This is a genomic window from Domibacillus sp. 8LH (genome assembly GCF_038806185.1).
In the GTDB taxonomy this organism is placed as follows: Bacteria; Bacillota; Bacilli; order Bacillales; family Domibacillaceae; genus Domibacillus; species Domibacillus indicus_A.
On record NZ_JAVJNG010000005.1, the window covers coordinates 1 to 23,041 of the forward strand.

28 protein-coding genes are annotated in these 23,041 nt (G+C 39.2%); 1 reads left to right on the top strand and 27 read right to left on the bottom strand.

What is annotated here, in order from left to right; translation table 11 throughout:
- Positions 1–258 precede the first annotated feature (258 nt).
- From RG959_RS09335 to RG959_RS09445, 23 genes are all read right to left on the bottom strand, one after another.
- On the bottom strand, positions 259–882 hold the full coding sequence (locus RG959_RS09335; protein ID WP_342796864.1) for a carboxymuconolactone decarboxylase family protein: 624 nt from the start codon (positions 880–882) through the stop codon (positions 259–261).
- Positions 883–1,245: 363 nt separating this feature from the next.
- Positions 1,246–1,962, bottom strand: a complete 717-nt coding sequence (locus RG959_RS09340) for a cytochrome c biogenesis CcdA family protein (protein ID WP_342796865.1) — start codon at positions 1,960–1,962, stop codon at positions 1,246–1,248.
- A 159-nt stretch (positions 1,963–2,121) separates the two neighbouring features.
- A complete protein-coding gene (locus tag RG959_RS09345) occupies positions 2,122–3,501 on the bottom strand; it encodes an MBL fold metallo-hydrolase (RefSeq protein ID WP_342796866.1) in 1,380 nt (459 codons plus the stop codon).
- A 217-nt stretch (positions 3,502–3,718) separates the two neighbouring features.
- Entirely contained in the window at positions 3,719–4,279 is a 561-nt protein-coding gene (locus RG959_RS09350) for a TlpA family protein disulfide reductase (protein WP_342796867.1), read from the bottom strand.
- On the bottom strand, positions 4,276–4,914 hold the full coding sequence (locus RG959_RS09355; protein WP_342796868.1) for a hypothetical protein: 639 nt from the start codon (positions 4,912–4,914) through the stop codon (positions 4,276–4,278). The genes RG959_RS09350 and RG959_RS09355 overlap by 4 nt, the downstream gene beginning before the upstream one ends.
- Positions 4,915–5,084: 170 nt before the next feature.
- Positions 5,085–5,330 (bottom strand): OsmC family protein, encoded by a 246-nt coding sequence (locus RG959_RS09360; protein WP_342796869.1) that lies wholly within the window; start codon positions 5,328–5,330, stop codon positions 5,085–5,087.
- A 147-nt stretch (positions 5,331–5,477) separates the two neighbouring features.
- Positions 5,478–6,491, bottom strand: a complete 1,014-nt coding sequence (locus tag RG959_RS09365; protein WP_342796870.1) for a C40 family peptidase — start codon at positions 6,489–6,491, stop codon at positions 5,478–5,480.
- Between the two features lie 236 nt (positions 6,492–6,727).
- Positions 6,728–7,486, bottom strand: a complete 759-nt coding sequence (locus RG959_RS09370) for a response regulator transcription factor (RefSeq protein ID WP_342796871.1) — start codon at positions 7,484–7,486, stop codon at positions 6,728–6,730.
- A 172-nt stretch (positions 7,487–7,658) separates the two neighbouring features.
- Entirely contained in the window at positions 7,659–8,600 is a 942-nt protein-coding gene (locus RG959_RS09375; RefSeq protein ID WP_342797010.1) for an ATP-binding protein, read from the bottom strand.
- A gap of 106 nt (positions 8,601–8,706) precedes the next feature.
- Positions 8,707–9,402, bottom strand: a complete 696-nt coding sequence (locus tag RG959_RS09380) for a response regulator transcription factor (protein ID WP_342796872.1) — start codon at positions 9,400–9,402, stop codon at positions 8,707–8,709.
- A gap of 133 nt (positions 9,403–9,535) precedes the next feature.
- Complete coding sequence (locus tag RG959_RS09385; RefSeq protein ID WP_342796873.1) at positions 9,536–10,138, bottom strand: class I SAM-dependent methyltransferase; 603 nt, start codon at positions 10,136–10,138, stop codon at positions 9,536–9,538.
- 184 nt (positions 10,139–10,322) lie between these two features.
- Positions 10,323–10,919, bottom strand: coding sequence for a class I SAM-dependent methyltransferase (locus RG959_RS09390; RefSeq protein ID WP_342797011.1), 597 nt, complete (start codon positions 10,917–10,919; stop codon positions 10,323–10,325).
- Between the two features lie 372 nt (positions 10,920–11,291).
- Complete coding sequence (locus RG959_RS09395) at positions 11,292–12,068, bottom strand: sulfite exporter TauE/SafE family protein (RefSeq protein ID WP_342796874.1); 777 nt, start codon at positions 12,066–12,068, stop codon at positions 11,292–11,294.
- 59 nt (positions 12,069–12,127) lie between these two features.
- Complete coding sequence (locus RG959_RS09400) at positions 12,128–12,355, bottom strand: sulfurtransferase TusA family protein (protein ID WP_342796875.1); 228 nt, start codon at positions 12,353–12,355, stop codon at positions 12,128–12,130.
- 41 nt (positions 12,356–12,396) lie between these two features.
- Positions 12,397–13,524 (bottom strand): MBL fold metallo-hydrolase, encoded by a 1,128-nt coding sequence (locus tag RG959_RS09405; RefSeq protein WP_342796876.1) that lies wholly within the window; start codon positions 13,522–13,524, stop codon positions 12,397–12,399.
- A gap of 62 nt (positions 13,525–13,586) precedes the next feature.
- Positions 13,587–13,982, bottom strand: coding sequence for a DsrE/DsrF/DrsH-like family protein (locus RG959_RS09410; RefSeq protein ID WP_342796877.1), 396 nt, complete (start codon positions 13,980–13,982; stop codon positions 13,587–13,589).
- Between the two features lie 13 nt (positions 13,983–13,995).
- Positions 13,996–14,556, bottom strand: coding sequence for a sulfurtransferase TusA family protein (locus tag RG959_RS09415; RefSeq protein ID WP_342796878.1), 561 nt, complete (start codon positions 14,554–14,556; stop codon positions 13,996–13,998).
- Positions 14,557–14,610: 54 nt separating this feature from the next.
- A complete protein-coding gene (locus RG959_RS09420) occupies positions 14,611–14,907 on the bottom strand; it encodes a rhodanese-like domain-containing protein (RefSeq protein WP_342796879.1) in 297 nt (98 codons plus the stop codon).
- A gap of 23 nt (positions 14,908–14,930) precedes the next feature.
- Positions 14,931–15,299 carry a rhodanese-like domain-containing protein gene (locus RG959_RS09425; protein WP_342796880.1) on the bottom strand — a complete coding sequence of 123 codons (369 nt, stop codon included), beginning with the start codon at positions 15,297–15,299 and terminating at the stop codon, positions 14,931–14,933.
- Positions 15,300–15,333: 34 nt separating this feature from the next.
- Positions 15,334–15,816 carry a DsrE/DsrF/DrsH-like family protein gene (locus tag RG959_RS09430; protein ID WP_342796881.1) on the bottom strand — a complete coding sequence of 161 codons (483 nt, stop codon included), beginning with the start codon at positions 15,814–15,816 and terminating at the stop codon, positions 15,334–15,336.
- 189 nt (positions 15,817–16,005) lie between these two features.
- Positions 16,006–16,266: a metal-sensitive transcriptional regulator gene (locus tag RG959_RS09435; protein ID WP_342796882.1), complete on the bottom strand. Its 261-nt coding sequence runs from the start codon at positions 16,264–16,266 to the stop codon at positions 16,006–16,008.
- Positions 16,253–16,513: a hypothetical protein gene (locus RG959_RS09440; RefSeq protein WP_342796883.1), complete on the bottom strand. Its 261-nt coding sequence runs from the start codon at positions 16,511–16,513 to the stop codon at positions 16,253–16,255. Before RG959_RS09440 ends, RG959_RS09435 begins: the two co-directional genes overlap by 14 nt.
- Before the next feature lie 1,091 nt (positions 16,514–17,604).
- Positions 17,605–18,057: an OsmC family protein gene (locus RG959_RS09445; RefSeq protein ID WP_342796884.1), complete on the bottom strand. Its 453-nt coding sequence runs from the start codon at positions 18,055–18,057 to the stop codon at positions 17,605–17,607.
- A gap of 205 nt (positions 18,058–18,262) precedes the next feature.
- Here RG959_RS09445 and RG959_RS09450 point away from each other — a divergent pair, with 205 nt between their 5' ends.
- A complete protein-coding gene (locus RG959_RS09450) occupies positions 18,263–18,940 on the top strand; it encodes a GntR family transcriptional regulator (RefSeq protein ID WP_342796885.1) in 678 nt (225 codons plus the stop codon).
- 257 nt (positions 18,941–19,197) lie between these two features.
- On the opposite strand, the gene murI is transcribed toward RG959_RS09450, so the two are convergent.
- The 4 genes from murI to RG959_RS09470 all read right to left on the bottom strand — a co-directional run bounded on the left by murI (position 19,198) and on the right by RG959_RS09470 (position 22,934).
- Positions 19,198–19,974 carry a glutamate racemase gene (murI, locus tag RG959_RS09455; protein ID WP_342797012.1) on the bottom strand — a complete coding sequence of 259 codons (777 nt, stop codon included), beginning with the start codon at positions 19,972–19,974 and terminating at the stop codon, positions 19,198–19,200.
- 611 nt (positions 19,975–20,585) lie between these two features.
- Complete coding sequence (gene mnmA / locus RG959_RS09460; protein WP_342796886.1) at positions 20,586–21,701, bottom strand: tRNA 2-thiouridine(34) synthase MnmA; 1,116 nt, start codon at positions 21,699–21,701, stop codon at positions 20,586–20,588.
- A gap of 104 nt (positions 21,702–21,805) precedes the next feature.
- A complete protein-coding gene (gene hslO / locus RG959_RS09465) occupies positions 21,806–22,687 on the bottom strand; it encodes an Hsp33 family molecular chaperone HslO (RefSeq protein ID WP_342796887.1) in 882 nt (293 codons plus the stop codon).
- A gap of 28 nt (positions 22,688–22,715) precedes the next feature.
- Positions 22,716–22,934: a DUF896 domain-containing protein gene (locus RG959_RS09470; RefSeq protein WP_342796888.1), complete on the bottom strand. Its 219-nt coding sequence runs from the start codon at positions 22,932–22,934 to the stop codon at positions 22,716–22,718.
- Between the last annotated feature and the right edge of the window lie 107 nt (positions 22,935–23,041).

Below are 23,041 nucleotides of genomic sequence, written 5' to 3' on the forward strand. Positions count from 1 at the left end.
CACTAGGCTATGTAAGCCCGATTGAATACAAACGATCGCCCCTTAAAAAAGCTGTCTGATTTAGTGTTGACAATCCAGGGTACTTTCAGGAAAACGCTGAGTTATCCTGATAAGGAAATTCCAACATAAAAAAGGCTAACTTCTCCGTAAATTCAAAGAGAAATTGGCCTTTTTCATTACTTCTTTAAAACAGCCGATTACGGAACAGACCTTGATCAGATTCATATGAAATGGGGTATTTAAATAAACCTGCTTTTATTACATTAAAGTTTCCACGCCTTGTTTTTCATCAAAATTCAGCACAGCGACTTTAAACAGATTTGAAATAAAAGCATGGATCAAAGCAGCCGGCAGAAGAGGAATAATACTCATGATCATCTTAACTTCATAGAAAAAATTAGTTTTTTCAATTTTTTTGCCTTTGATACGGCTTTTGAAGGCACTTAGTGCGATGCCGTAAATATTCCCAATCATAATTATTCGAATGACACCCAGTATTCCAAACGCTTTTTCAGTTCCATATACTTTCACTACGCGATTCCATGCTTCCTGGGATGGATTTCCTCTCGTATCGGCGTAATGCTGCGCAAAAACAATAGCCGACATTTCATCATCCGAAATTCCTTCCGTCATTCCTGATAAAAGCATTTTTATTTCCTTATCGCTCATCCCTTGTTCCAAAGCAATTTTTGTATGGGCATATGAGCAAACTTCACAGCCATTTACTGCCGTTACAGCTAGCATGACCCTTTCAATAAAATGTGGGGATATCCTATTCATTTTCTTGTTCTTTCTCATGTATTTGAATGTCCTTAGGCCTTTATAAAGAGCAACATAAAATTCTTTTGTAGTATAAATTTTTTTATATAATTCCTGTCCCATTCTTTTGTCTCCTTCCTACACAAGTAGTTGCTTGTAAACTAGCAGAAACTAGTAACTAAAAATTGCTGTAGCCCCGATGACGAGTTTTCTCCAATGCTTAATAATTACTGATCACCACAATAAAGAGCCACTAGTTCTGTTTATTTACATTTAGTCGGTGCAATGAACATTCGTTATGCACCTGTGGTTGGTGGTAAAAGTCAACCAGCCTAAGAACCTATAAGGTCTGTCTTAGGAGCGGTGATGACACACCGTTATCTTGAAGGCTGCTCAAAGCAGAAGTGAACTGAGAACGCTTAGTCATTCAAGAATCCCATCCGTACACCATTAAGGTGTAAGACTTGCCTCTTTAGAGGGCTTTTCTTAAAATGTAAAAAGAGAAAATTGAGCGAAATAAGCGCTTATTTTTGTCATTTGTCCGGTAAACACAAGCAATCCAAGCAAAATCATAATAGAGCCATTTATGACTGAAAGCCTGCCCAGATATCGATTAATCGTGCGAATGATGCTTACCGACCTGGTCATCATAAAAGAGAGCAGCAAAAAAGGAAGAGCCATTCCTAAAGAATAAAATGTTAACATCACCATGCCATGACCAAGCGTATTGCTTGAACTGGCAAGCAACAAAATAGAGGAAAGCGTTAATCCAACACAGGGCGTCCAGCCGAATCCAAAAGCCATGCCAAGCAGAATAGAGGAAAGCCAGCTTGTCGGCTGTTTCAATTGATGATCCCACTTCTTGTCTTTCATCAAAAAGGAAAATTGAAAGATGCCAAGCATTTGTAAACCAAAGATAATAATCAAAATTCCACTTAACTGTTCAATAAACGGACGATTGGCTGTAAACAATTGGCCTATAAACGTCGCTGATGCTCCCATTAAAATAAATACCATGCTAAACCCAAAAACAAAAGCCAAAGAGCGCTGAACTAAATGGCTCGCGTCTACCCTTAGCTTTTGTTCCTGAATGTTTCCGCCTGTTAAATGTGACACGTACGCCGGCAGGATTGGCACTACACATGGCGAAAAAAACGATAATAGACCTCCTACAAGCGCGATCCATAATGTGACTTGTTCCACCTTTTCACCTCTTCAATCTACATTTCTTATATTCTGAAGTCTGTTTATTAAAATTTAATGAAGATGATAAAAAGACAGAAGCAACTACTGTATAAAAAAGCTATTTTGTCCTAACAGGTTCTATAAAACGGTTTTTATGATCAAAAACGTAAAACATTTTTATGATGAAACAATACCGTGCTTTTGGAGTGCTTTATATCCTCCTTGCAGATTGATGACACGCTCTACACCACGGGCTTTCAACACACTTGCAGCAATTGCTGAACGGCTGCCGGCCTGACACTGGACAATTACGGGCTGTTCGTTTTTTATGCGACTGATTTCATCTGGCAAATCGCCAAGCATAATGTGCTCTGCCTCTGGGTGATGCCCTTCTTTCCACTCAGAATGGTTGCGTACATCAATAAGCTGACCTTCCTGTATTTGGGAAAATTCTTCCGCAGTGATTTGTGCGATTGTTTCACCGCCTTGTTCTGCTGTTTTAGGGCGAATAACGGATTTCACTTGATCTAAACCGATAGACTGGAGCGCCGTCAGCATGTCTTCCTGCTGTTCCTCACTAATCACTGCTACAATATCGCGGTCATATGGCAGCAGCCAGCCAGCCCAATTTGTAAACGACTTGTTAAGAGGAATATTATATGCGCCTTTTAAATGATGCTCAGCAAATTCCTTTGCCGGGCGCGCATCTAAAAATGATATATTCCTAACATCCAATTGGCCCACGTCCCCCATTACTTTTGGCGTTTCTGTTGGTAAACTTGCGGGTCCTTCCTTATTCATCTTTTTCATCATCGAAAAATATTTTGGCGCTTCGGGCTGATCACTCAAAAGTTCTTTAATAAATGAATCTTCATTATCAATTTTTAGCGCCCAGTTATTGACCTTTTCGTAACCAACCGTTGATAGAGGCACTGCTCCAAGTGATTTTCCACATGCACTGCCCGCTCCATGTGCTGGCCAAACAAGTACGTAATCGGGAAGCTCCTTAAAACGTTGAATGGATTGAAACATATCTTTTGCACCGGATTGGGCCGTTCCTTGCATGTTTGCCGCTTTTTCTAACAAATCCGGACGGCCGATATCGCCTACGAATACAAAGTCACCTGTAAACATTCCCATTGGAACGGAAGAACCGCCTCCTTCATCTTTTAAAAGAAGCGAAATGCTTTCCGGCGTGTGCCCTGGTGTGTGCCATACTTCCATTTTTACTTTTCCAATATGAATGATCGACCCATCTTTCACAAGTTCAACATCATATCGATCTATAAATTGATATTTCCAATCTTCGTTTCCTTCATCGGACAAATACATTTTGGCACCTGTTTTTTCCGCAAGCTCAATCGAACCTGATAAAAAATCGGCATGAATATGTGTTTCTGCAATTGCTGTGATGTTTAATCCTTCTTTTTCTGCTTTTTCAATAAAAGGAGCCACATGCCGAGCTGGATCAATCACAATTGCTTCTCCCGTTTTTTGACACCCAACCAAATACGTATACTGAGCTAAACGCTCATCAAAAAATGATGTGAAAAACATAAAATCCCTCCTATTTTTTATCCTACAAGTCTGTAATTCAGTCCTTGCCTGCATGCCACTGTGATGGTAATTTCCTTATCCATGTTTTAAATCCACCTTTCTTTAGTTATTCTTATATTTACCTCATTACGTATAACACCCCCCAAAAGTATATTTAGTTCAAACAATTTTCAGCCATTGTCACTAAATACATAATCAACAACTCCTAGATGGTCTATTAGTTTGGTAAATGAGAAAAGAGTTTTTCTAATCTCTCTTTGCTGACCGGGCCAACAATGCGTTCCCGGATAACTCCATCTTTATCAACGACATAGCTTGTAGGAATCGTATTCACTTTATAAAGATCATTTACAATTCTCCTCTCATCGTATATGACAGGAAAGGTAAGGCCGTTTTTCTGTACAAACTGATGAATGGTATCAAGGTCCTTATCAAGATGAGTTAAGTTTACTGAAAGTACAGCCACATCTTTCCCCTTGTACTCTTCATAAAAGTCCTGAATATGCGGCATTTCCGCCCGGCATGGCGGACACCAGCTTGCCCAAAAATTAACGAATACATTTTTCCCTTTATAGTCTGAGAGTTTTATATTCTGGTTTTCTCTAGTTTTCAACCCAAAATCAAGTGCTTTCTGTCCATGCTCCGTACCGGTTTTAATTTGTTCTGTAGTCTGGGATGATTCTTTGTTTATCGGGGATTTTGGTTTACCTGCGTATTGATCAAAGAAAAAAAGACCAATGGATAAAGCAAGAAGCAATAAAATAACTTTTTCTTTCATATTTTTTCCCCTTTTAATGGGATTTTGTAAAACAAAATAGATAGCAGCGGAAACATGACCGTTATCCATATTTCTATCAGCGGCGCTTCGTTAAGCATGTGAAATAATAACCCAAACACAATGAAGATGATGCCCGCTTTTTGTGGCAATGGGCTCTTAGCTTCCACCTCCCACAACCACATGATTAAAAAAACAGACGTAGCAGCCAGAGAAAAGATCGTCACAATTCCCTCTCTCTGAACAAAGCTAGTTAATACTAAAAAAATTCCATAAGATGCTGTACCAAATACAATTATTGCTTCACTTAATGAACACCAAATATGCCCCTTTTTTGCTTTCCATACTAAAAAGCCGATACTTATCAGTGCCCCAAGAAAAAATCCCTTTTCTCCTCCTGAAAAATAAATGATAGATAAAATCTCTGCTTTAACCATTGAAGGATTAAAGAGAATGATACTGAACTTCCAGACAATTCCCCAAATAAACAGACTGTTCATAACCACTTCGTTATTTTCGTGCGGGATTTGATGATGTCTTGCATACCATTTCACGATAAGCCATCCGCCCAGCAGAGAAATGAATGCAAGGATCCACTCCAGCGGAACCGGTAAATTTTCAAATAGTAACATCTGCAATTGGACGCTCTCCTTTTAAATTTCCCACTCTCTTATTTGAGTTCAAACGATGCCTGAATGGTAATGCAGTCTTTGACAGATTGAACCATCCCACAGTTTTTGACGGTTAAATTTATGTTTTTTTCTATTTTTTCTTGGGATAATCTTGAACCTCCTATGATAAAATGAAGCTAAATTTCACTGATTCGGTTTGCTTCTTCCTGTATCCGCTTAACGCCTGTAACGAGATGGATACTTTCAATATCCAGCCTTTGTTTCTCCGCGATTTTCGCAAAGGTCATTCCTGCACATCCTGCGATTGCGGATATAAAAAGCTCATAGGGTCGGAAGCCTTTTCCTATCTCCGTAGAAATCGGCAAATTTCCATGTTCATGCTGTGTGATAGCCAATTTTGTTTCTCTGATGGTTACATCCATACCTGATCCATCCCTTTTCTGTTCGTTTTCTTTATTTTCTCAAGCAAATGTTAAGGTTTGATGAAAATCTCTTATTTATCAGAACAAGGTCAAAATACTTACTATAAAAAATGAGCTTAATCCAGCTGGCTGGATTAAGCTCTCTTTTCATTTTGCATTTATCGCATTATAAATAGCGACTGAAAAAGCTTCACGTGTTGCATGATGCGTCCCATAAAACTTTTCCCCTTTAAAAAATCCTGTTTTATCGACAGAAGTCATCGTTACGATACCTTCATACGCCCAGTGCCCTGCTTTGACGTCTGTGTATAGAACGCTTGCCGCCGCTGTTTGTGATACTTTTAGATCGAATGCATGTTGAATGATGGAAGCCATTTCATTACGTGTCATTTCTTCATCCGGACGGAAAGTTTTATCCTCAAACCCATTGATAATGCCTGCTTCGCGGATGGCGGCAATATCATAAGCAAAACGGTTTGTTTTTGGTACGTCTTTAAAGTGGCTCATTACCTTAGGTTCCAACTTTAGAACCCGATTCATAATGGCTGCTGCCTGGCCTCGTGTGACTTTCTCATCCGGACGGAATGTACAGTCCTCAAACCCATTAATCACCTCTTTATCTGTTAATGATTTAACGGCTGTGTACGTTGCATCCGATTTTGCGACGTCTGTAAACCATTCTGGTGCTTTCTCTTCCTGTATAACGCGTTTTGCCCCCGCATACTTCGGTCCCCAATAAGGGTTGTCCATAGACACTAGTGCAACACCTTTGCTGGTTGTAGCATTTAATACCATGTTATTGCCTGCATACACACCTACGTGAGAGATTCCTTTTTTATATGTATTTGCGTAAAAAATAAGATCGCCTGGCTGAAGGTCACTTTTGGCTACCGATGTGCCGATTTGATATTGTTGATCCGTTGTGCGTGGGATTGAGATACCTGCTTCATTTTTATAAATATATTGAGTGAAGCCGGAACAGTCAAACCCGTTTGGTGTGGTACCTCCCCAAACATAAGGAACTCCTATAAATTTTTGACCATACTGGACAATGGCTTCTCCGATAGAGGCTGCTTCTGTTTTCACGGACAAAAGCGGAGAAATAGTTAAAAACATTACTGCGGCCAAGAACGTAACTAGTACTCTTTTTACTCTCTTCACTTTGTTCCTCCCAGATGACTATTTATATAATCTTTTATTTCCTTTATTTTATCAAAAAGGACGAAACTTCTATTTTAAGTTCCAATGACAAAATGATTGATAAGTAAGTCATTTTTGTTGAAAATTGATGGAATCTGCACATACATGAAACAAAAGGTCGTTTGTTTTTTAGATACATAGAATCTTATTTCCAATAAAAAATCTGCTGAATAATTAAAGCACATTCAGCAGATTTTTTAGTTTAGTTTTATCAACTTATGGTCTATACTCGATTTTTCTTTCAGATGGCATTCGGCCCATTTTTGGTTTGAATCTTCCACATTTATTTTCCATAAGTAACCGATTCCTCTTGCTGTTCTCAAAAACTCATCGATTGGAAATCCCACTTCCCGAAATTTCATTCTAATATTTCGAATATGAGAATCAACAGTCCGTGCATCGATATGCTGGTAGCCGTCCCAAAGATGTGATAATAGTTTTTTTCTTTTTATAACTTGATTAGGATGATTTAAAAAATACTCAATTAACGCATATTCTTTTCGTGTGAATGGTAAAAGATTGCCCTCATACTGTATTTCAAGCAATTCTCGATTTAAGACGATTCCTTTAAAATACAGTTCTTTAGGGTTGCTACTAGCACTTCTTCTTAAATGAGCTTTTGTCTTCGCAATGAGAATATCAATATCCATACATTTTGTCACAACGTCATCTGCTCCGGCATTCAAGGCCTGCAATATAAAAATTTTGTCATAAGTTTCTGTCATGATTACAATTGGAACAATGGAACATTCTTTTATCTTTTCACATAATTGAATCCACAAAAGTGAAGGTAAAAGAATATCTAAAATAACTAAATCAATCCATTCATTATGTACGATATGTAAGGCTTCTTCAGCAGAGTGAATTCGGATACAGGATACCTCGTTTGGCTCAAGCACCCTGCAAAATTCGTCTAGTACAGCTCTTTTTTCTTCCACTACTAAAACTTTATACAAGCCACCGCCTCCTTTCTTTTGACTGAACAAAAGTTGAAAAGTGAGAGAGAATATCGGGCCTTTACAAAAGCAGTTAAGCCCTTAAAATTTGCAGCTGATTCTCACTGTATTCGTAAATAAAGTTCAATAAAAGTATGGAGGCTAATTGTTAAGAAATGATTAAGATAACGACTTACTTCTTTGCAAGAGGAAGGCTGATCCAAAAAGTGTGATTGTTTCCATCAGTTTCAAGACCAATGGTTCCTTTATGAGCGGTTACAATGCTTTCTGCAATTGCTAGGCCAAGGCCTGCACCTTCTGACTTCGTGCTCCTTGATTCTTCAAGACGGTAAAACCGTTCAAAAATCAATTCTTTTTTTCTTGGATCGATAAACTGTCCGGTATGAGAAAAAGAAATAATATATATTTGCTCTTTCTTTTCTCCCTTGACCGTCAAGTTCTTCCCCGTATCATAGTCTGAAATATTCTGGAGAATATTTGTGAAAACTTGCATGAGTCCATCTTGATTTCCAGGTAAAATGGCTTCTTCAATATCGAAGAGGGCATCGGCGAAATGGATATTTATTTTCAACTGAAAGGCGGTTAATGATTCCTCTAGTACTTTTTTGATTTCTAATTGATCTAGTGTCTTCTTTGAAAGATAGATTCCATTGTTCCACGCGTTTAATTCAGTAATCAGTTCAACAATTCTTGTAATACGACGGGATTCTTCAAGAAGTGAACCAAACAATTCTGTATTCCCTTCAATTACCCCAGTTTGCAGGGCTTCGAGGTAACCATTTATATTTGTTAGAGGTGTCCTAAGCTCGTGTGCAATGTCCTTAAGCATTTCTTCTCTTTTTTCTTGGGCAGACTGAAGCGACTTCGCCATGGCATTAAAATTTTCAGCCAGTTCCTTTAACTGACCTGATGTGGATACTTCAACTTTTGAAGGTGTTTCGCCTTCCTTGATTTTTTTTGCTGCCCTGGACAAATCTATGATGGGATCTACTATCTTTTTGACTGTCACGTAGTGGAATACGCCCACGATAATAAAAGCAAAAATGCTCACTTTCCACAGAAAACCGTCTAAGGTTTTAACAAAAACAGGACCTGTGACATTTTCAGCATTCACCAAAAAACAGGCGTACTCTTTGACAGAGAAGCCCGCTAGAAGAATGACTAGAAAAATAACCAGGCTGTTTAGTAGGATAAGTTTTGATAAGAGGTTGGACATTTTCCTATTGAGCCACAAACTTATACCCCATTCCCCGCACAGTTTGAATATAGTCTTTCGGTGACTTTTCTTTAATTTTTTCTCTTAAATGCTTGATATGCACATCAATGGTTCTGTCAGATACTTCTTTCTCATGATTTTCATAGATAAAGGATAAGATCTGCTCTCTAGATAAGACCTGCCCTGGATGCTTCATAAACAAATGAAGGAGTTTAAATTCAAAACGGGTTAGGTCAAGCATTTCTTTGTTTATCCATGCCTCTCCTTTTGCGGGTTTAATCGTAAAACCTGTAAAGCTTAGCTTTCCACAGCGACTAGCGGTTCTTCTTAGAACGGCTTCGGTCCTGACTATTAATTCAGCGGGACTAAATGGCTTTGTTATGTAATCATCTGCACCTAGTTTGAACCCTTGAATCAGATTGGCTTCTGATACTTTGGCTGTAAGCATAATAATTGGCATCATACTTTTTAAATCTTCCCGAACCCACTGACAGAGTTTCTCTCCATTAATTCCTGGCAGCATAAGATCAAGTATTAATATACAAGGATCCAGCTCCTCAATTTTTTCTTTTGCTTCGCACCCGTTAGCGGCCTCTATTACTTCATATCCTTCTTTAACTAAATAAATTTTTACAAGGTTACGGATTTTGGGGTCATCTTCTACAAGTAAAACGGATTTACCGATTAAGTGGTGTTGCATTAAAAGAAACCTCCCTTTTTAGGACGTAAACAAATAGGAATGGGAAAAACAAATATCCTGCTTTTCTTCTTTCAATGATCAGTTTTAGAATATAAATTAAGTAATACGGCTGGTATACGGATGTGTTTTTTACTTATTTTAGGGTTAATTCTCTCCTGATACTTCCCATCAGCTGTTTTTCCTGTTTCACTTTTAGACCGGCGACTTGTATGTTCTCCATTGTTTTCCGATTGATATTAGCACCCCATATTCTAACAATCAGGGGGTTTGCTGCATCCATCAGTTTGCCAAGAGCAGTGTTATCGCTGCGCATGTGTTCAAGCATTAATATCTTCCCGCCAGGCTTTAACACTCTCTTTATTTCTTTTAATCCTTGGATAGGATCAGGGACTGAACAGAAAACACAAGCCGTAACCACGGTATCAAAGGATGCATCGGGAAAATCCAGCTCTTCTGCATCCATCTCAATGAGTTTAACAGGAACCGGGGCTTTTTCAGCTTCTTTCTGTGCCAGCTTTATCATCTTCGGGCTAAAATCAATTCCTGTTACATGAGTTACCTTAGAAGGATAAAATGGAAGGTTCGCACCTGTGCCAATCCCAACCTCCAATACCTCCCCTTCTGCCTTGGCAAGCATCTCCCTGCGCCATGAAGAACGGATCATGTTATCCATCGTATTAAATACCGGGGCAATCCGGTTGTATCGCCTTTTAATTAGTTCTGTTTGTTTAGACATATTGATCTTCTCCTGTCCTTATCACTTTTTAATGTAAGCATCATGAAAGAAATTTGAATTCAATAATGGCTAACTAATCAACAAAGCTAGAGAAATAATATATTGCATGATAGCCGGAAAGTTGAATGCTTTCCTGCACTGAACTTACTTTTTTAAATCCGTACTACCTAGGGAGACTTCTTGATCATTGTTTAGGTTTTTGAAAAATGGATTGAATAATATGACTGGTGCCTTGATGAAGTTTCCCCTCGTTTCGTTCCGCTTCACCTGTATAAAAATGCTGGACATACCATCCTTCAAATGCATTTAATAATTGAACAGGCGTATGCAGCAGATGAATATCCCGGGGGCCGCCAGAATGAAAACGCAGTTGTTCGGTTGAATACAATTCAGCTACATACAAGCCGCCGGGTTTTAGAGATTTTTTGATACCCTCCACCGTCTTTTCAAAAATAGGCTTTGGAAAATGGCCGAATACATGAATGACCGCATCCCATTTATTTTCAGCCCAATCAGCCTGGGCAAGATCGCAAAATTCAGCTTTTACCGTGACTTCTCGTTCTAAAGCTAAGCTCTTCGTTTTTTCAATGCCTGAAAGAGCATAATCCCACGTTGTTACGTGAAAGCCTTTTTGAGCTAAAAATACTGCATTGCGGCCTTCTCCCTCTGCAATGGAAAGAACTTCACCTTCTTTTTTGATTTTTTCTGCAGCTATGCGAATAATCTCACTCGCTTCTTTTCCATACACATATTCTTTTTCTTTAAATCGTTCATGCCACATATTCACTTTTCATTCTCCTTCCGTTATTTACGATATCAGCTGGTTTTCTTATCCTTGAACTTGTTAACTGCTGGTTGCTTTATTCGAATAATAACATTATCTAAAAAATCCTGACTATTCCCATTACGTTTTAGCCAACCCTTTTATCCTTCACTACTATAAAAGCATCCCTGGCATATCCTGTTTTCCTGATTAAAAGATTTTTTCAATCGCGACGATAAGTCCAAACACCACCCAAATTAGAACACCTGGGCATACTTGGGGAAATTTTCTGTTTTGTGTTCCATAACCGTTTTTTTCGCATGTTCCACTTCTACAGCTAAATAAATGTCTGACTTTCATGGGAAGCACTACCCTCTTTTCTTGTTTAGGTTACAGAATGTCCATCCATATTTTAATCGATGTACCCAAAATAAGTAATGCCAATACCACCTGGAGTATTCTTATGTTTACTTTTTGGCTAGCTTTGGCTCCTAGCGGTGAAGCCAGTAAACTGGCGATAATCATGATTGCTGCCGGCTCATATAAAACCTGCCCGGTCGTGATTTTACCCACCGTCGCACCAATTGATGAAATAAACGTAATCGCAAGGGAAGTAGCAATTGTCATCCGGGTTGGGATTTTTAAAACAACGAGCATAATCGGTACAAGAACAAAAGCCCCGGCTGCGCCAACAATGCCTGCTCCCACTCCGACCACAAAAGCAAGCCCTGCAGCCAGCCATTTATTAAAAGTCACCTGATCAAGTGGAATATCATCCAGCCCTTTCTTTGGAAGAAACATTAGAATGACCGCAATGGCCGCGAGTATGCCATATACCACGTTAATGCCGCCTTCTGACATCAAGCCAGAGCCGTAGCCGCCGATAAAACTTCCAATCAGGATGCTGGATCCCATGTATATAATCAGCGTTTTGTTCAAATAGCCACCTTTTCGGTATGTCCACACCCCTGCGATTGTGGCAAAAAAGACTTGAATAGCGCTGATTCCAGACACTTCATGGGTACTAAATGCCGTCAATCCGACCAAGGGAGGGATATATAACAGCATCGGATATTTAATAATCGACCCTCCGATCCCCACCATTCCGGAGATAAAGGAGCCGGTAACACCGATTAGGAAAACCGTTACAATAAACGCAAGATCCATTTGTTTCTGCTCCTTTCAAAAGAAGAAAAGATATCAAACGATATCTTTTCCTTTTCTTATCAGCTCTTTTTAATCCAGAACTTTAATACATTGCCCTCTTCTGCAAGGTCCAGCAGTTCGTGGCCGCCTGATTTTGCCCAGGCCGCAAGGTCCGCTTTTGCGCCTTTATCTGTCGCATGGATTTCCAGCACTTGTCCGGATTCCAGTTCATTCATCGCTTTTTTCGTTTTCACAACCGGCATTGGGCAGGCAAATCCTTTGGCGTCTAATACTTTATTTGCGTTCATGTCAATCTCTCCATTTCTGTTTTTAATAGTTGGTTTGTATTTTATCGAACCGCACAGCGGTTTGGCCCGATTTCCATTTCACGCTGCTGTTCTTCGTCCGGCGTGATTTTCCCCATATTGGTCTGGCGGATCTCCTGATACGCGTTTGGCTGTGGCGGCAGGTTGCCGGTTACCAGCTCTCTAAATTCCGACTCGTCCTCAATATTCAAGCCGTGGTTTTTCTTAAATAGTGTGCCGAGTTTCTCGGATACACTCCCATCCTCATTCAACTCTTCGGTAATCATAAAGTGGGCAGGCAGAACAATCAGGTCATCGGATAGTTCTTTGTAGCGTTTATAAAGCGTCTCGCGCAGATCCCCTACCCAATCTTGTGCCAGTCCGGCTAAATCAGGACGACCAATCGAGTCGATGAAGAGAATATCTCCTGACAGCAGGTAAGCATCATCTACAATAAAGGATGTGGAACCAATGGTATGGCCTGGCGAATATACAGGCTGAATCGCAATGGTCGTGCTGCCGATCTTCACATCTTTTCCTTCTTCTAACGGCTCATAACTGAATGTGACCTCTTCGGCATCTTTTGGCGGAAGCCAGTATACAGCTCCTGTGGCTTCGGCGATTGCCCGGCCGCCTGAAATATGGTCGGCGTGAAGGTGTGTATCAAACACGTGTGTAATCTTGAGACCCTTTTCTTTTGCAAAATCCAGGTACACATCGGTCATCCGAGTCGCATCAATTATTGCTGCTTCTCCGTTTGACACCAACATGTAAGAGAGGCAGCCCTTCCCGATACGGACAAACTGGTACAGTTCGCCGCCATCTTTTAAATCGCCTGCTTTCACCGGCTCCAAGTATTCGCTCCAGGCTTTCATGCCGCCTTTAAGATACGAAACCGTTAATCCTGCTTCAGAAAGCATATCGGCTACCATAATGGATGAACCTTCCTTGGCACAGACCACCACGATTTCTTTGTTCTGTGGAAGCTGCGGCAGGATCTCTTCTACACCATCCAGAAGATCAAAGTAAGGGACATTTAAGTGCTGAATATTGTCCCCTTCCACTTTCCAATCCTGAAAGGCATCTTCGTTCCGGACATCTAAAATAAAGAAAGACTCTTTTTGAATCACTTTTCTTGCGACTTCTTTCGCTGTCATCACATGTACTGACATTCTACATTTACCTCCTACTGTATATTTTGATTTAAAAACTTTTAGTTTTTCTTTTTTTATTTTTAGAACGTTAACGTTACATCCGCATCTTTTGCAAATTCTAAAAAGGTAACGGCTCCGCCTACTTCAATCCCGTCAATAAAAGCGTTCTTCTCAAGCCCCATGACATCCATCGTCATTTGGCAGCCGATAAAGGTAACGCCCATTTCCTGCGCCATCTCTACCAATTCCGGGATAGAAGGCACATTTGACTTTTTAAAGCCTTCGGCAAAATGTTCTTTTCCTTCCGGCATAGGAAGCTGCTGGTATGCTTCTTTGTGAATGAGGTTAAGCCCCTCAAAGGTAAAGAAAATCGCTACTTCCTGATCACTTGCAGCAGCTGCTGTTGCAATGTTATACACTTTATAAGCATCAAATAATCCACCATTTGCGGCAATAATCGCTGTTTTTCTAGTCATGTTTTTTCCTCCCTTATTTAACCGTTTTTCCTGTCCAGTCACACATGCCAGGTACTACGTTGATTAACTTTTTAAAGCCTTGTTTGCTCATTATCTGAGCAGCCAGTTCACTTCTTCGCCCGGAGTGGCAGATGACATAAATAAGATCATCTTTTTTTAATTCATCTGAACGCTGTTCCACTTCACCAAGAGGGATATGGATTGCACCATCAATATGCCCTTCCTGGTATTCTTCTAATTCACGTACATCTAACACCGTAATATGTTCGCCGTTTTCGACTTTTTCTTTAAAGTCCTTTAATGAAATTTCAGGAATCACAACCGTTTCTGATACCGAACTTGCTCCACCCTTACGAAGGTAGTGCCGAAGAACATCCCCTTCAATTTCGGTTCCTAAATATTCATGACCGCCTGATTTTGCCCATGCCTGCAAATCAGCCGTTGAGCCTTTATCGGTTGCCTGGATTTCTAATACCTGGCCCGGTTCTACATCCTTCATCATTTTTTTCGTTTTCACAATCGGCATTGGACAAGCCAGTCCTTTTGCGTCTAATACATGGTTTGGTGTAATCATTCTATTTCCTCCTATTCTTATAAACCACCCAGGGTATATTTAAAGGCAAAAAAATTATTCGGTAGGTCCCTGCCACTCATTCATACCGCCCGCCATATTGATCACTTTGTATCCGCGTTCTTCCAATAGGTTAGCAGCCATTGAGCTACGGCCGCCTGAACGGCAGACGACAATATGTTCCTTTGACTTATCTAGATCCTGCAGACGGAATTCCAGCAGTCCCAAAGGAATATTGACTGCTCCCGGAATCTTGCCTGCGGCAACTTCATCTGTTTCACGAACGTCGATGATAGAAAGCTCTTTTCCCTGAGTTACTAAAGTTTCCACTTCATTTGGCAGCATTTGTTTCATTACAATTCCTCCTCATATCCTGATCACCAGGCACTCATTCCGCCTTTAACATTCGTAATGTGCTTAAAGCCGAGCTTTTTCAAGATTTTGCTCGCCTTACTGCTTCTCATGCCGCTTTGACAGATCACAAACACTTCTTTTTCTTTTGACAGTTCATTTGCCCGCTTTTGAAGCTCATGCAGGGGAATGTTTTTAAAACCATTAATCCGGTTCGCTTGAAATTCATTTGGTGTCCGTACATCGATAAACTGATGGTTCTTCGAGTTTAATTCTGATTTTAATTTAGTTGTTGTAATATGCTTAACGCCTTTAACCGGAGCAAACCTGCGATACAAAAACCATGCCAGGTATACACCTAATAATATATTGATGAACGTACTTGTCTCAAACACCGTATTCGATACCCCCTTTTCTTTATCCATCATTTTAAATGAACAAGTTCACATTGCCGTCTTCTGCATCCGCTAAGTAAGCTGCTACTCCTGCATATTCAATGTTCTCAAGCAGCTCTTCCTGCTGAAGACCAAGAAGATCCATCGTCATTGTGCAGGCAACCAGTTTTACATCCTGTTCCTGTGCCATTTCAATCAATTGCGGAAGGGTCACCGCATTATGTTTCTTCATTACGTGCTTGATCATTTTTGGGCCCACTCCAGCAAAATTCATATTTGACAAACCCATTTTATCTGCACCGCGCGGCATCATTTTAGCAAACATTTTTTCAAGAAATCCTTTTTTCAGGGTCAATGGTTCATCCTTACGCAAGGCGTTTAATCCCCAGAAAGTGTGAAAAATCGTTACCTCGTGATCGTAAGCGGCCGCTCCGTTTGCGATGATGTAAGCAGCCATTGCTTTGTCGTAATCACCGCTAAATAAAATAATGTTTGTTGTTTTCTTTTGCTCAGTCATCTTATTCTCCTTTACTATTACCCGTATGGGTATGTTAAAATTTAAAAATTTTTTTGTTTTGAATGAAGAAACAAATTATTCTTTTCTTCTCTTCGGTTAATAACTTATATTGACCTAACCCCATATACCTATATGGGTATATTAAAATAAAAAAATAACTTCGTCAACTGTTTAAATTGATTTTTTTAATTATCTGCTCTTTACCAGCAGCTCTACCGCTTCTTTCACCAGGGTATCTGTTCCTTCCCCTGCTTCAATGTTTTCTCTAATACACTGTTCCAGGTTTGTGCTAACAATGACTCCCATTGTCCGGTCAATAGCACTGCGTACAGCCGACAATTGCATCACGACTTCCTTGCAGTCTTTCCCTTCTTGCATCATGTTCATGACTCCTCGAATTTGTCCTTCAATACGCTTTAACCGGTTTTCGATTCTTTTATCGTATACCACAGCAAATTTCTCCTTTCTGTTTTTGGTTCCATTGCCGTTTTGTCAGTGAGTAACTGGCCACTTCAAAGCCTTTCGCTTTCAAATACCGTAAACCTAAATTTAACTCGAGCTGATCTGTGGCTACCACATGAATGCTAAGAGGCGGAATTTCCCGATAGTTCCGCTTGAGATAAGCATACGGAATATTCATATATTGCTTGTACTCTTCATTTTGGGCGTCACGGTAATCTCTAATATCTAAAATCATCAAGTCATTCTTAACAAAATGACTTTCTTTTATAAAAGCAATTCCTCTAACAGGACAAAGACGTCTATATGGTATAACGGCTATTGAAAAAAGAAACAAACTAATCAACAGAGAAATAATGACTTCCCCTCCTTGCTATCAATAGTGTATGGATACATACTATACCCCACAAGGTATATTGTCAAGCGTAAAATGATTTCTCCAGCCTGCCCAGTATTTCTTGAAGGGGCTGATAAGGCACTTTTTTAAGATATCAGTGGTATTTATTAGTTAAGATTAGTATGGCAACAAGGTAAGATTTAATCGAGTTTTTCGTGTTCTTTTGATAGTCTCTTTGTTTATCGAGAAGAACGGACTGGTACTGATGGCGGTAGAGGTTAATCCATAAGTAAAGAACGCTTTTTCATTCCTCATTCGAAAAATGTTGAACCGGTAATTCAGCATCACGTATTTTTAATTTAAACCAAACAACAGTATATCAAGAGCACCGTCCATATACGGGTAAGAGTACAACCTTTCATTTAACTTAAAAGCGAAAGTATTTTCACATCTAATACAACGAAAGAATATCTATGCTTATTAATCCTCTTTATTTATCTGTCCAGTTGAGTGTAGACAGTCCAGCATTTTACCAATTTCACATTAAATCAGTGAAGAAAAAACAAATATTAAAAGCAACTTTGAGTAACAACGAGGAGAGAAATTGATTAAAAATCAACAATGAGCGTCCCATTATTTTGCCAGAGGGAACAATTTCAGATTATCCAGGTAAAAGTATTGATTTCTCAAAAATTATAACTCGATTGTTTTTTCATTTTTACTCAGAGCTTACCATGGGTAGTGAAGATCTAAACAAATAAGAGCTCGTTAAACAGCTCACCCTTGAAATATTACTGCTGCCAATTATTGCCTTGGTCCTGACCGGACAGCAGCATTGTGCTCAAGAAATGTTTGTCCATCCCACCAAAACATTAGTGATTATTGAAATCTATTATTTATGAATTTCATTTTTCAACTCTTGTATCAAGGATGAGCATGTTAGTTTTCTCTTTTTTTAGCGACAGCCTAATTTGCGGCCTGCCAGATATTCATTAATTTTCTTTCCCCGATGCTACAGATACCTTGCCTTCAAAATCTATCTGAACCTCCGCTTTTTTCAACATATTCCCAATTGCACATCCTTTATCAGCAGCCACAATTGCTCTGTTAGCTGCTTGGATCTGCTCTTCCGTTGCATCAGCAGACAAAATAACATAAGGATAATGGATAATTTTAAATCCTTCTTCCTTTGAATTGGTTGCTTCCGACTTCATTGTCAATTCTGCTACAGGTAATTTTCTTGTTTCAAGCATGGCAACCAGCGTCATCGAATAGCAGGCTGCTGCAGAGGAAACAAGCAATTCTTTAGGCTCTGTGCCTTCCCCACTGCCACCTAAAGACTCTGGGATCGCGATATTTGTTTCAAGACGATCAGCTTTAATTTTTCCGGTACCTTTTGTATTTCCATTCCAGACAGTCTTTACATTCGTTTTTGAACCAGCCATTAATGTCACTCCTAAATCATGTATTTTTAGTTAACTAGTTAATTGGTTAACTGTAAATCAAGTTTATACCTTAATAGTATTGTTGTCAAATGCTCTTTATGAAGCGGATTTAATGCCCTGGGACAAAACTTGATTTTTTAAAGTTTGTTCACTAATCTAAACATATCTAGCTTATTAGTTAACCCAGAAAGTTGGTTGTTTAAATATGAAGTATTCAGGGTCACTTTTTAACATTGATTCGCAGTCTCCTTTGCCCATTAACATTCAGATCAAAGAGCAGATTAAATGGTTAATTGGAAAGGACCTACTCAAACCGGGAGATATTCTTCCTTCAACCAATCAGTTAGCGGATCAACTTTCCATTAACCGCAATACGATTCAGTCAGTCTATTCTCAATTAAAAGAAGAGGGGCTTCTAATTATACAAAAAGGACGAGGAACACAGGTTGCCGGCGAGGAAGAAATTGCGAGATTTAAAACCCAACATCCTTATTTTCTTTTTGTTGAACAAACAATCAAGGATGCCTACGAACTGGGTTTTAATATCGAAAATGTGTTGCTGTCGGGCTTTGCCTACATGAAGCTATTCGGCCAACCACTTAAACAAAAGCCGCGTTATCTCTTTATTGAATGTAAATTAAGTTCATGCATCTTTTATTTGGATGAAATAAGACGGATAACATCTGCAGACATCCATACAATCGATGTCTCGTCCTCGACAGAAAACGTCCTCACTGAAGCCATACGCAATGCAGATGTGATTGTAACAAGAGCTGATCTTGCGCAGAAAGTGAAGAGATTTGCTGATGCTGCTCAAAAAGCCGTTATCTCTGTTGGCTCCACAAATGATGTATCTCTTTTGCTGAATATGATAAGACAATAAGGACAAAGCTGTCGTACTCAGAATGTGTCTATTATTTCTGAACAAATTTGGAGCCGAAGTTACATAATTTTAACGACAGGTGGAGCAACAATCGATGTGATAAAAAATATATAGCAGAACAGGGAGAATAAAGACTTTAGCGCCTCCCCCCTAAATCGGAGATTTTGAAGGGGCATGCGGCGCTAATTTTTTGTTCAATTTTCTTTTCGGCATCAGCTTCACTTCATTTTGACAGAGAACGTAATAGAAACTTTGTTTTATACTTGATCTAGTAGATCCATTAACTCTTTATATTTAGAAATAATTTCATTATCCTCAACTTTGTATCCTGATTGAAAAAATAAAATGTCTCCGCTACCCTTATTAATTTGATTCTTTGTTTCAAGAATTCGTCTCAAATTCTTTGCAGTTCCAATATTACCAGAAATAATATCTACGTTTTTGGGGAGTATTTCCTTTAAAATTTTTTCAAAGTATGGGAAATGAGTACATCCTAAAACAATGGTTCCATACTGTTTTAAATCAACCGATAATAATACGTTTCTTAAATAAGGTAAAACCCTTTCACCGTCGAATATAAAATTCTCAGCAAATTCGACAAGACCCGGAAGAGGCAAACTATCAACAATATCGTAATGATCTAAGCTCTTCACAAGGTTATAGAACCTTTCCTCTTTAAGAGTTAAATTTGTCGCTAATACTAAAACTTTTTTCCTTTTTCCTTCACGTTGTTGAACAGCTGGTTTTACAGCTGGTTCAATACCGATTATAGGAAAATCATACGTTTTGCGAAGGTCTTCTATTGCAATACTGGTTGCGGTATTACAAGCAACAACTAATGCATTTACTTCTTGTTTAGCAATGAAATCCACTGCGTTAAAAATATATTGTCTTACCTCTTCCTTAGGCTTTTCGCCATATGGAACGTGTAAAGTATCAGCATAAAAGATATAGTCTTCGTTCGGCAAGAACTTTAATGCTTGATGCAGTACAGTTATTCCCCCAATACCAGAGTCAAAAAAACCTATCCTCACTTTTTTCACTCTCTTCATCAATTAGTTCTGTTTTATTTCACTGCTTGAAATACACTCTTTGTTCACTAGTAAAAATTAGACACAGTGAAAAGGAGCTATTTCCGACTACTGTTTTTCTAGTTAAAAAATTTTTTAAATAATTTCAATAAACACTATAATTCCAAACACAGCCCCGAGCAGAACAGCTGGGCATACTGGTGGAAACCTTCTACTGTTTGTTTCATAACCGCTTTCCCACATATTCCGCTTCTGCAATTAAATATATTCTTGATTTTTCATTAGAGGCATAATTCTCTTTCCTTCTTAAGATTAAAGAATATCCCGCCAAATTTTAATCGCTTTACTCAAAGATCTGCAATGCCAATACCGCTCGGCGTATTTTTATATTTACTTTTTAGCCAACTTTAGCCCCTATTGGAGAAGCAAACTGTCAATAATCTATCGCTATCGGCCCGTAGAAAACCTGAACGACCGTTATTTTACTGACCGTCGCACCAATTGATGAATTAAACGTAATTGCAAGAGAAATGGCCATCGTCATCCAAGTTGGGATCTTTAAGACAACAAGTATCATCGTTACAGGAACGAAAGCTCTAGCTGCGCTTTTTTCTTTACCCTACATACCTTAATTGCTTGTGATTGCGATACACTTGGTTAATAGTTCCTCCACCGAGACATTCTTCTCCTTGATAGAAGACAACTGCTTGTCCAGGCGTTATGGCACGAATCGGCTCATGGAAAGTAACTTTAACTCTAGAATCATTCAACCGTTCTACTGTTACTTTATTGTCTGGTTGGCGATAGCGGAATTTTGCAGTACACTCAAATTTATTAGGTATGCCTCCTTTTGAAATCCAGCTTACATCGTCAGAAATGATGCTGTCTGAATACAGCATTTCATGGTGGAAGCCTTGTCCAACATATAGTATATTCCTTTCAACATCCTTTCCAATTACAAACCAAGGATCGCCGTCTCCCCCAATCCCCAATCCATGCCTCTGCCCGATTGTATAGTACATTAATCCATCATGGTGGCCGACGACTTTTCCGTCGAATGTTTCCATATTCCCCTTTTGAGCAGGCAAATAACCACTTAAGAACTCTTTGAAATTTCGTTCACCAATAAAGCAAATGCCTGTGCTGTCTTTTTTGGATGCTGTCGCCAAATTAGCTTTTACAGCTAATTCCCTTACTTTTGGTTTTTCCATATCACCTACCGGGAATAATATCTTACTTAACTGCTCCTCTGTTAATTGATTAAGGAAATAAGTCTGGTCCTTATTCACATCTTTTCCTCTTAACATGTGAACCTTCCCGCTTTCTCTGACCACCCGTGCATAATGTCCTGTAGCCACATAATCAGCTCCAAGGCTCAGGGCATAATCTAAAAATGCCTTAAACTTAATTTCCTTATTGCATACTACATCCGGATTTGGCGTTCTTCCTACCTTATACTCTTCGAGAAAATAGGTGAATACCTTGTCCCAATACTGCTTTTCAAAATTCACAGCATAATAGGGAATCCCTAGTTGATTGCAGACTCGGATAACGTCCTCATAGTCTTCTGTAGCTGTACACACACCAAATTCATCCGTGTCGTCCCAGTTCTTCATAAATAATCCAATTACCTCGTAGCCTTGCTCTTTTAGAAGCATTGCTGCAACGGAAGAATCGACTCCGCCGGACATCCCTACAACTACGCGTGTGTCTTTCGGTGCTTTCTCCATTTAGTTTCTTCCTATCTTTTAATATATATTTTCTGTCATTCATATTAATTTTCGCTGATAGCAGGCAGAAAAAGATATAATATGATCTACACTTTCTTTATACTTTACGAAATACCCACTCTTAATAATGTTTCTAAATCCTCTTTAGTATAATGGTAGCTTTCATTACAAAAATGGCATGTTGCTTCAGCCTGTCCATCCGTATCTATCATATCTCGGATTTCTTCGCTTCCTAGACTTGAAATAGCGTTCGAAATTCTATCTCTAGAGCACTCACATTGGAATTGAACTGGGATTGTTTCAAGAATGGTGATATTTTCTTCACCAAGTAACTGAATAAGGATTTGTTCAGGTGTTACACCTTGCCCAATCATCGAAGAAATAGAAGGCATCGTTTGTAAACGTTCTTCAATTAAACGAATGGTTTTTTCTTCTGTGTTTGGCATCAGCTGAATAACAAACCCTCCAGCTGCTTGAATGGTAAAGTCCGGGTTCACAAGGACACCTGCACCAACAGAGGAAGCTATTTGTTCTGAATGCAGTAGATAAGAAGTAAAATCCTCACTGATCTCACCCGATGCAATGGAAACCTGGCCAATGACGGGTTGATTTAAGCCAATATCTTTGGTGACAGAAAGGATTCCATTTGTGCCTACCGCTGATTTAATATCAAGTGAACCCTCCTGATTCAGTCCTGCATACGCGTGAGGGTTTGAAACATATCCTCTCACTTCGCCCTTAGTATTTGCATCAACTAGAATGGTCCCGATAGGTCCGCCGCCATTCATTTTTACGGTTAGTTTTTCCTCGCCTTTTAGCATGGCACCAAGTATGACTCCTGCTGTCATAGAACGTCCTAGAACCACAGAAGCGACCGCTAGCATATCATGGCGGCGTCTTGCTTCCTCAATCGTTTCAGTTGTAATAGCTGCATATGCACGCACTTGTTTATTATGAGCAATTGCTTTTACTAAATAATCTTTCACTTTGATCTCCATTCTTTCATATATGCTTTTAATCCTTTGTCTTTAAATTGCGGACTTTTTCAGGTGTTACATCATTTCCAAGTGGATCCAGCACCTTCATTCCTGAAAAAGTGTGGAGAACTTGTCCGCGAATAACGCGTAAATAATCTTCTCGAAGTACTTGCTGTTCGACTTTTTCAGCATTTGTTAAATCTTCTGCCCGCTGCTTTTTCGCTAACTCATTAATTCGTTGTAAAAAGTCAATCATGTATTTTCACCAGCCTAATTAATTTCGTATTTATTCAATAATTTCAGTATGGAAGCAAAGTTTCATATGATTTATCATTGTTTCTCCAAGGTCAGTAAATGTTGCTA

Coding starts and splice junctions, on each gene's coding strand:
- RG959_RS09395 (WP_342796874.1), bottom strand. CDS start 12,068: ATGGATCTTGCGTTTATTGTAACGGTTTTCCTAATCGGTGTTACCGGC.
- RG959_RS09390 (WP_342797011.1), bottom strand. CDS start 10,919: ATGTGGCATGAACGATTTAAAGAAAAAGAATATGTGTATGGAAAAGAA.
- RG959_RS09415 (WP_342796878.1), bottom strand. CDS start 14,556: ATGATTACACCAAACCATGTATTAGACGCAAAAGGACTGGCTTGTCCA.
- RG959_RS09380 (WP_342796872.1), bottom strand. CDS start 9,402: ATGCAACACCACTTAATCGGTAAATCCGTTTTACTTGTAGAAGATGAC.
- RG959_RS09410 (WP_342796877.1), bottom strand. CDS start 13,982: ATGACTAGAAAAACAGCGATTATTGCCGCAAATGGTGGATTATTTGAT.
- RG959_RS09400 (WP_342796875.1), bottom strand. CDS start 12,355: ATGAACGCAAATAAAGTATTAGACGCCAAAGGATTTGCCTGCCCAATG.
- RG959_RS09350 (WP_342796867.1), bottom strand. CDS start 4,279: ATGAAAGAAAAAGTTATTTTATTGCTTCTTGCTTTATCCATTGGTCTT.
- RG959_RS09440 (WP_342796883.1), bottom strand. CDS start 16,513: ATGATTTTAGATATTAGAGATTACCGTGACGCCCAAAATGAAGAGTAC.
- RG959_RS09430 (WP_342796881.1), bottom strand. CDS start 15,816: ATGACTGAGCAAAAGAAAACAACAAACATTATTTTATTTAGCGGTGAT.
- RG959_RS09450 (WP_342796885.1), top strand. CDS start 18,263: ATGAAGTATTCAGGGTCACTTTTTAACATTGATTCGCAGTCTCCTTTG.
- RG959_RS09385 (WP_342796873.1), bottom strand. CDS start 10,138: ATGTCTAAACAAACAGAACTAATTAAAAGGCGATACAACCGGATTGCC.
- RG959_RS09470 (WP_342796888.1), bottom strand. CDS start 22,934: ATGATTGACTTTTTACAACGAATTAATGAGTTAGCGAAAAAGCAGCGG.
- RG959_RS09445 (WP_342796884.1), bottom strand. CDS start 18,057: ATGGCTGGTTCAAAAACGAATGTAAAGACTGTCTGGAATGGAAATACA.
- RG959_RS09360 (WP_342796869.1), bottom strand. CDS start 5,330: ATGGATGTAACCATCAGAGAAACAAAATTGGCTATCACACAGCATGAA.
- RG959_RS09405 (WP_342796876.1), bottom strand. CDS start 13,524: ATGTCAGTACATGTGATGACAGCGAAAGAAGTCGCAAGAAAAGTGATT.
- RG959_RS09345 (WP_342796866.1), bottom strand. CDS start 3,501: ATGTTTTTCACATCATTTTTTGATGAGCGTTTAGCTCAGTATACGTAT.
- RG959_RS09420 (WP_342796879.1), bottom strand. CDS start 14,907: ATGAAACAAATGCTGCCAAATGAAGTGGAAACTTTAGTAACTCAGGGA.
- mnmA (WP_342796886.1), bottom strand. CDS start 21,701: ATGGAGAAAGCACCGAAAGACACACGCGTAGTTGTAGGGATGTCCGGC.
- RG959_RS09335 (WP_342796864.1), bottom strand. CDS start 882: ATGGGACAGGAATTATATAAAAAAATTTATACTACAAAAGAATTTTAT.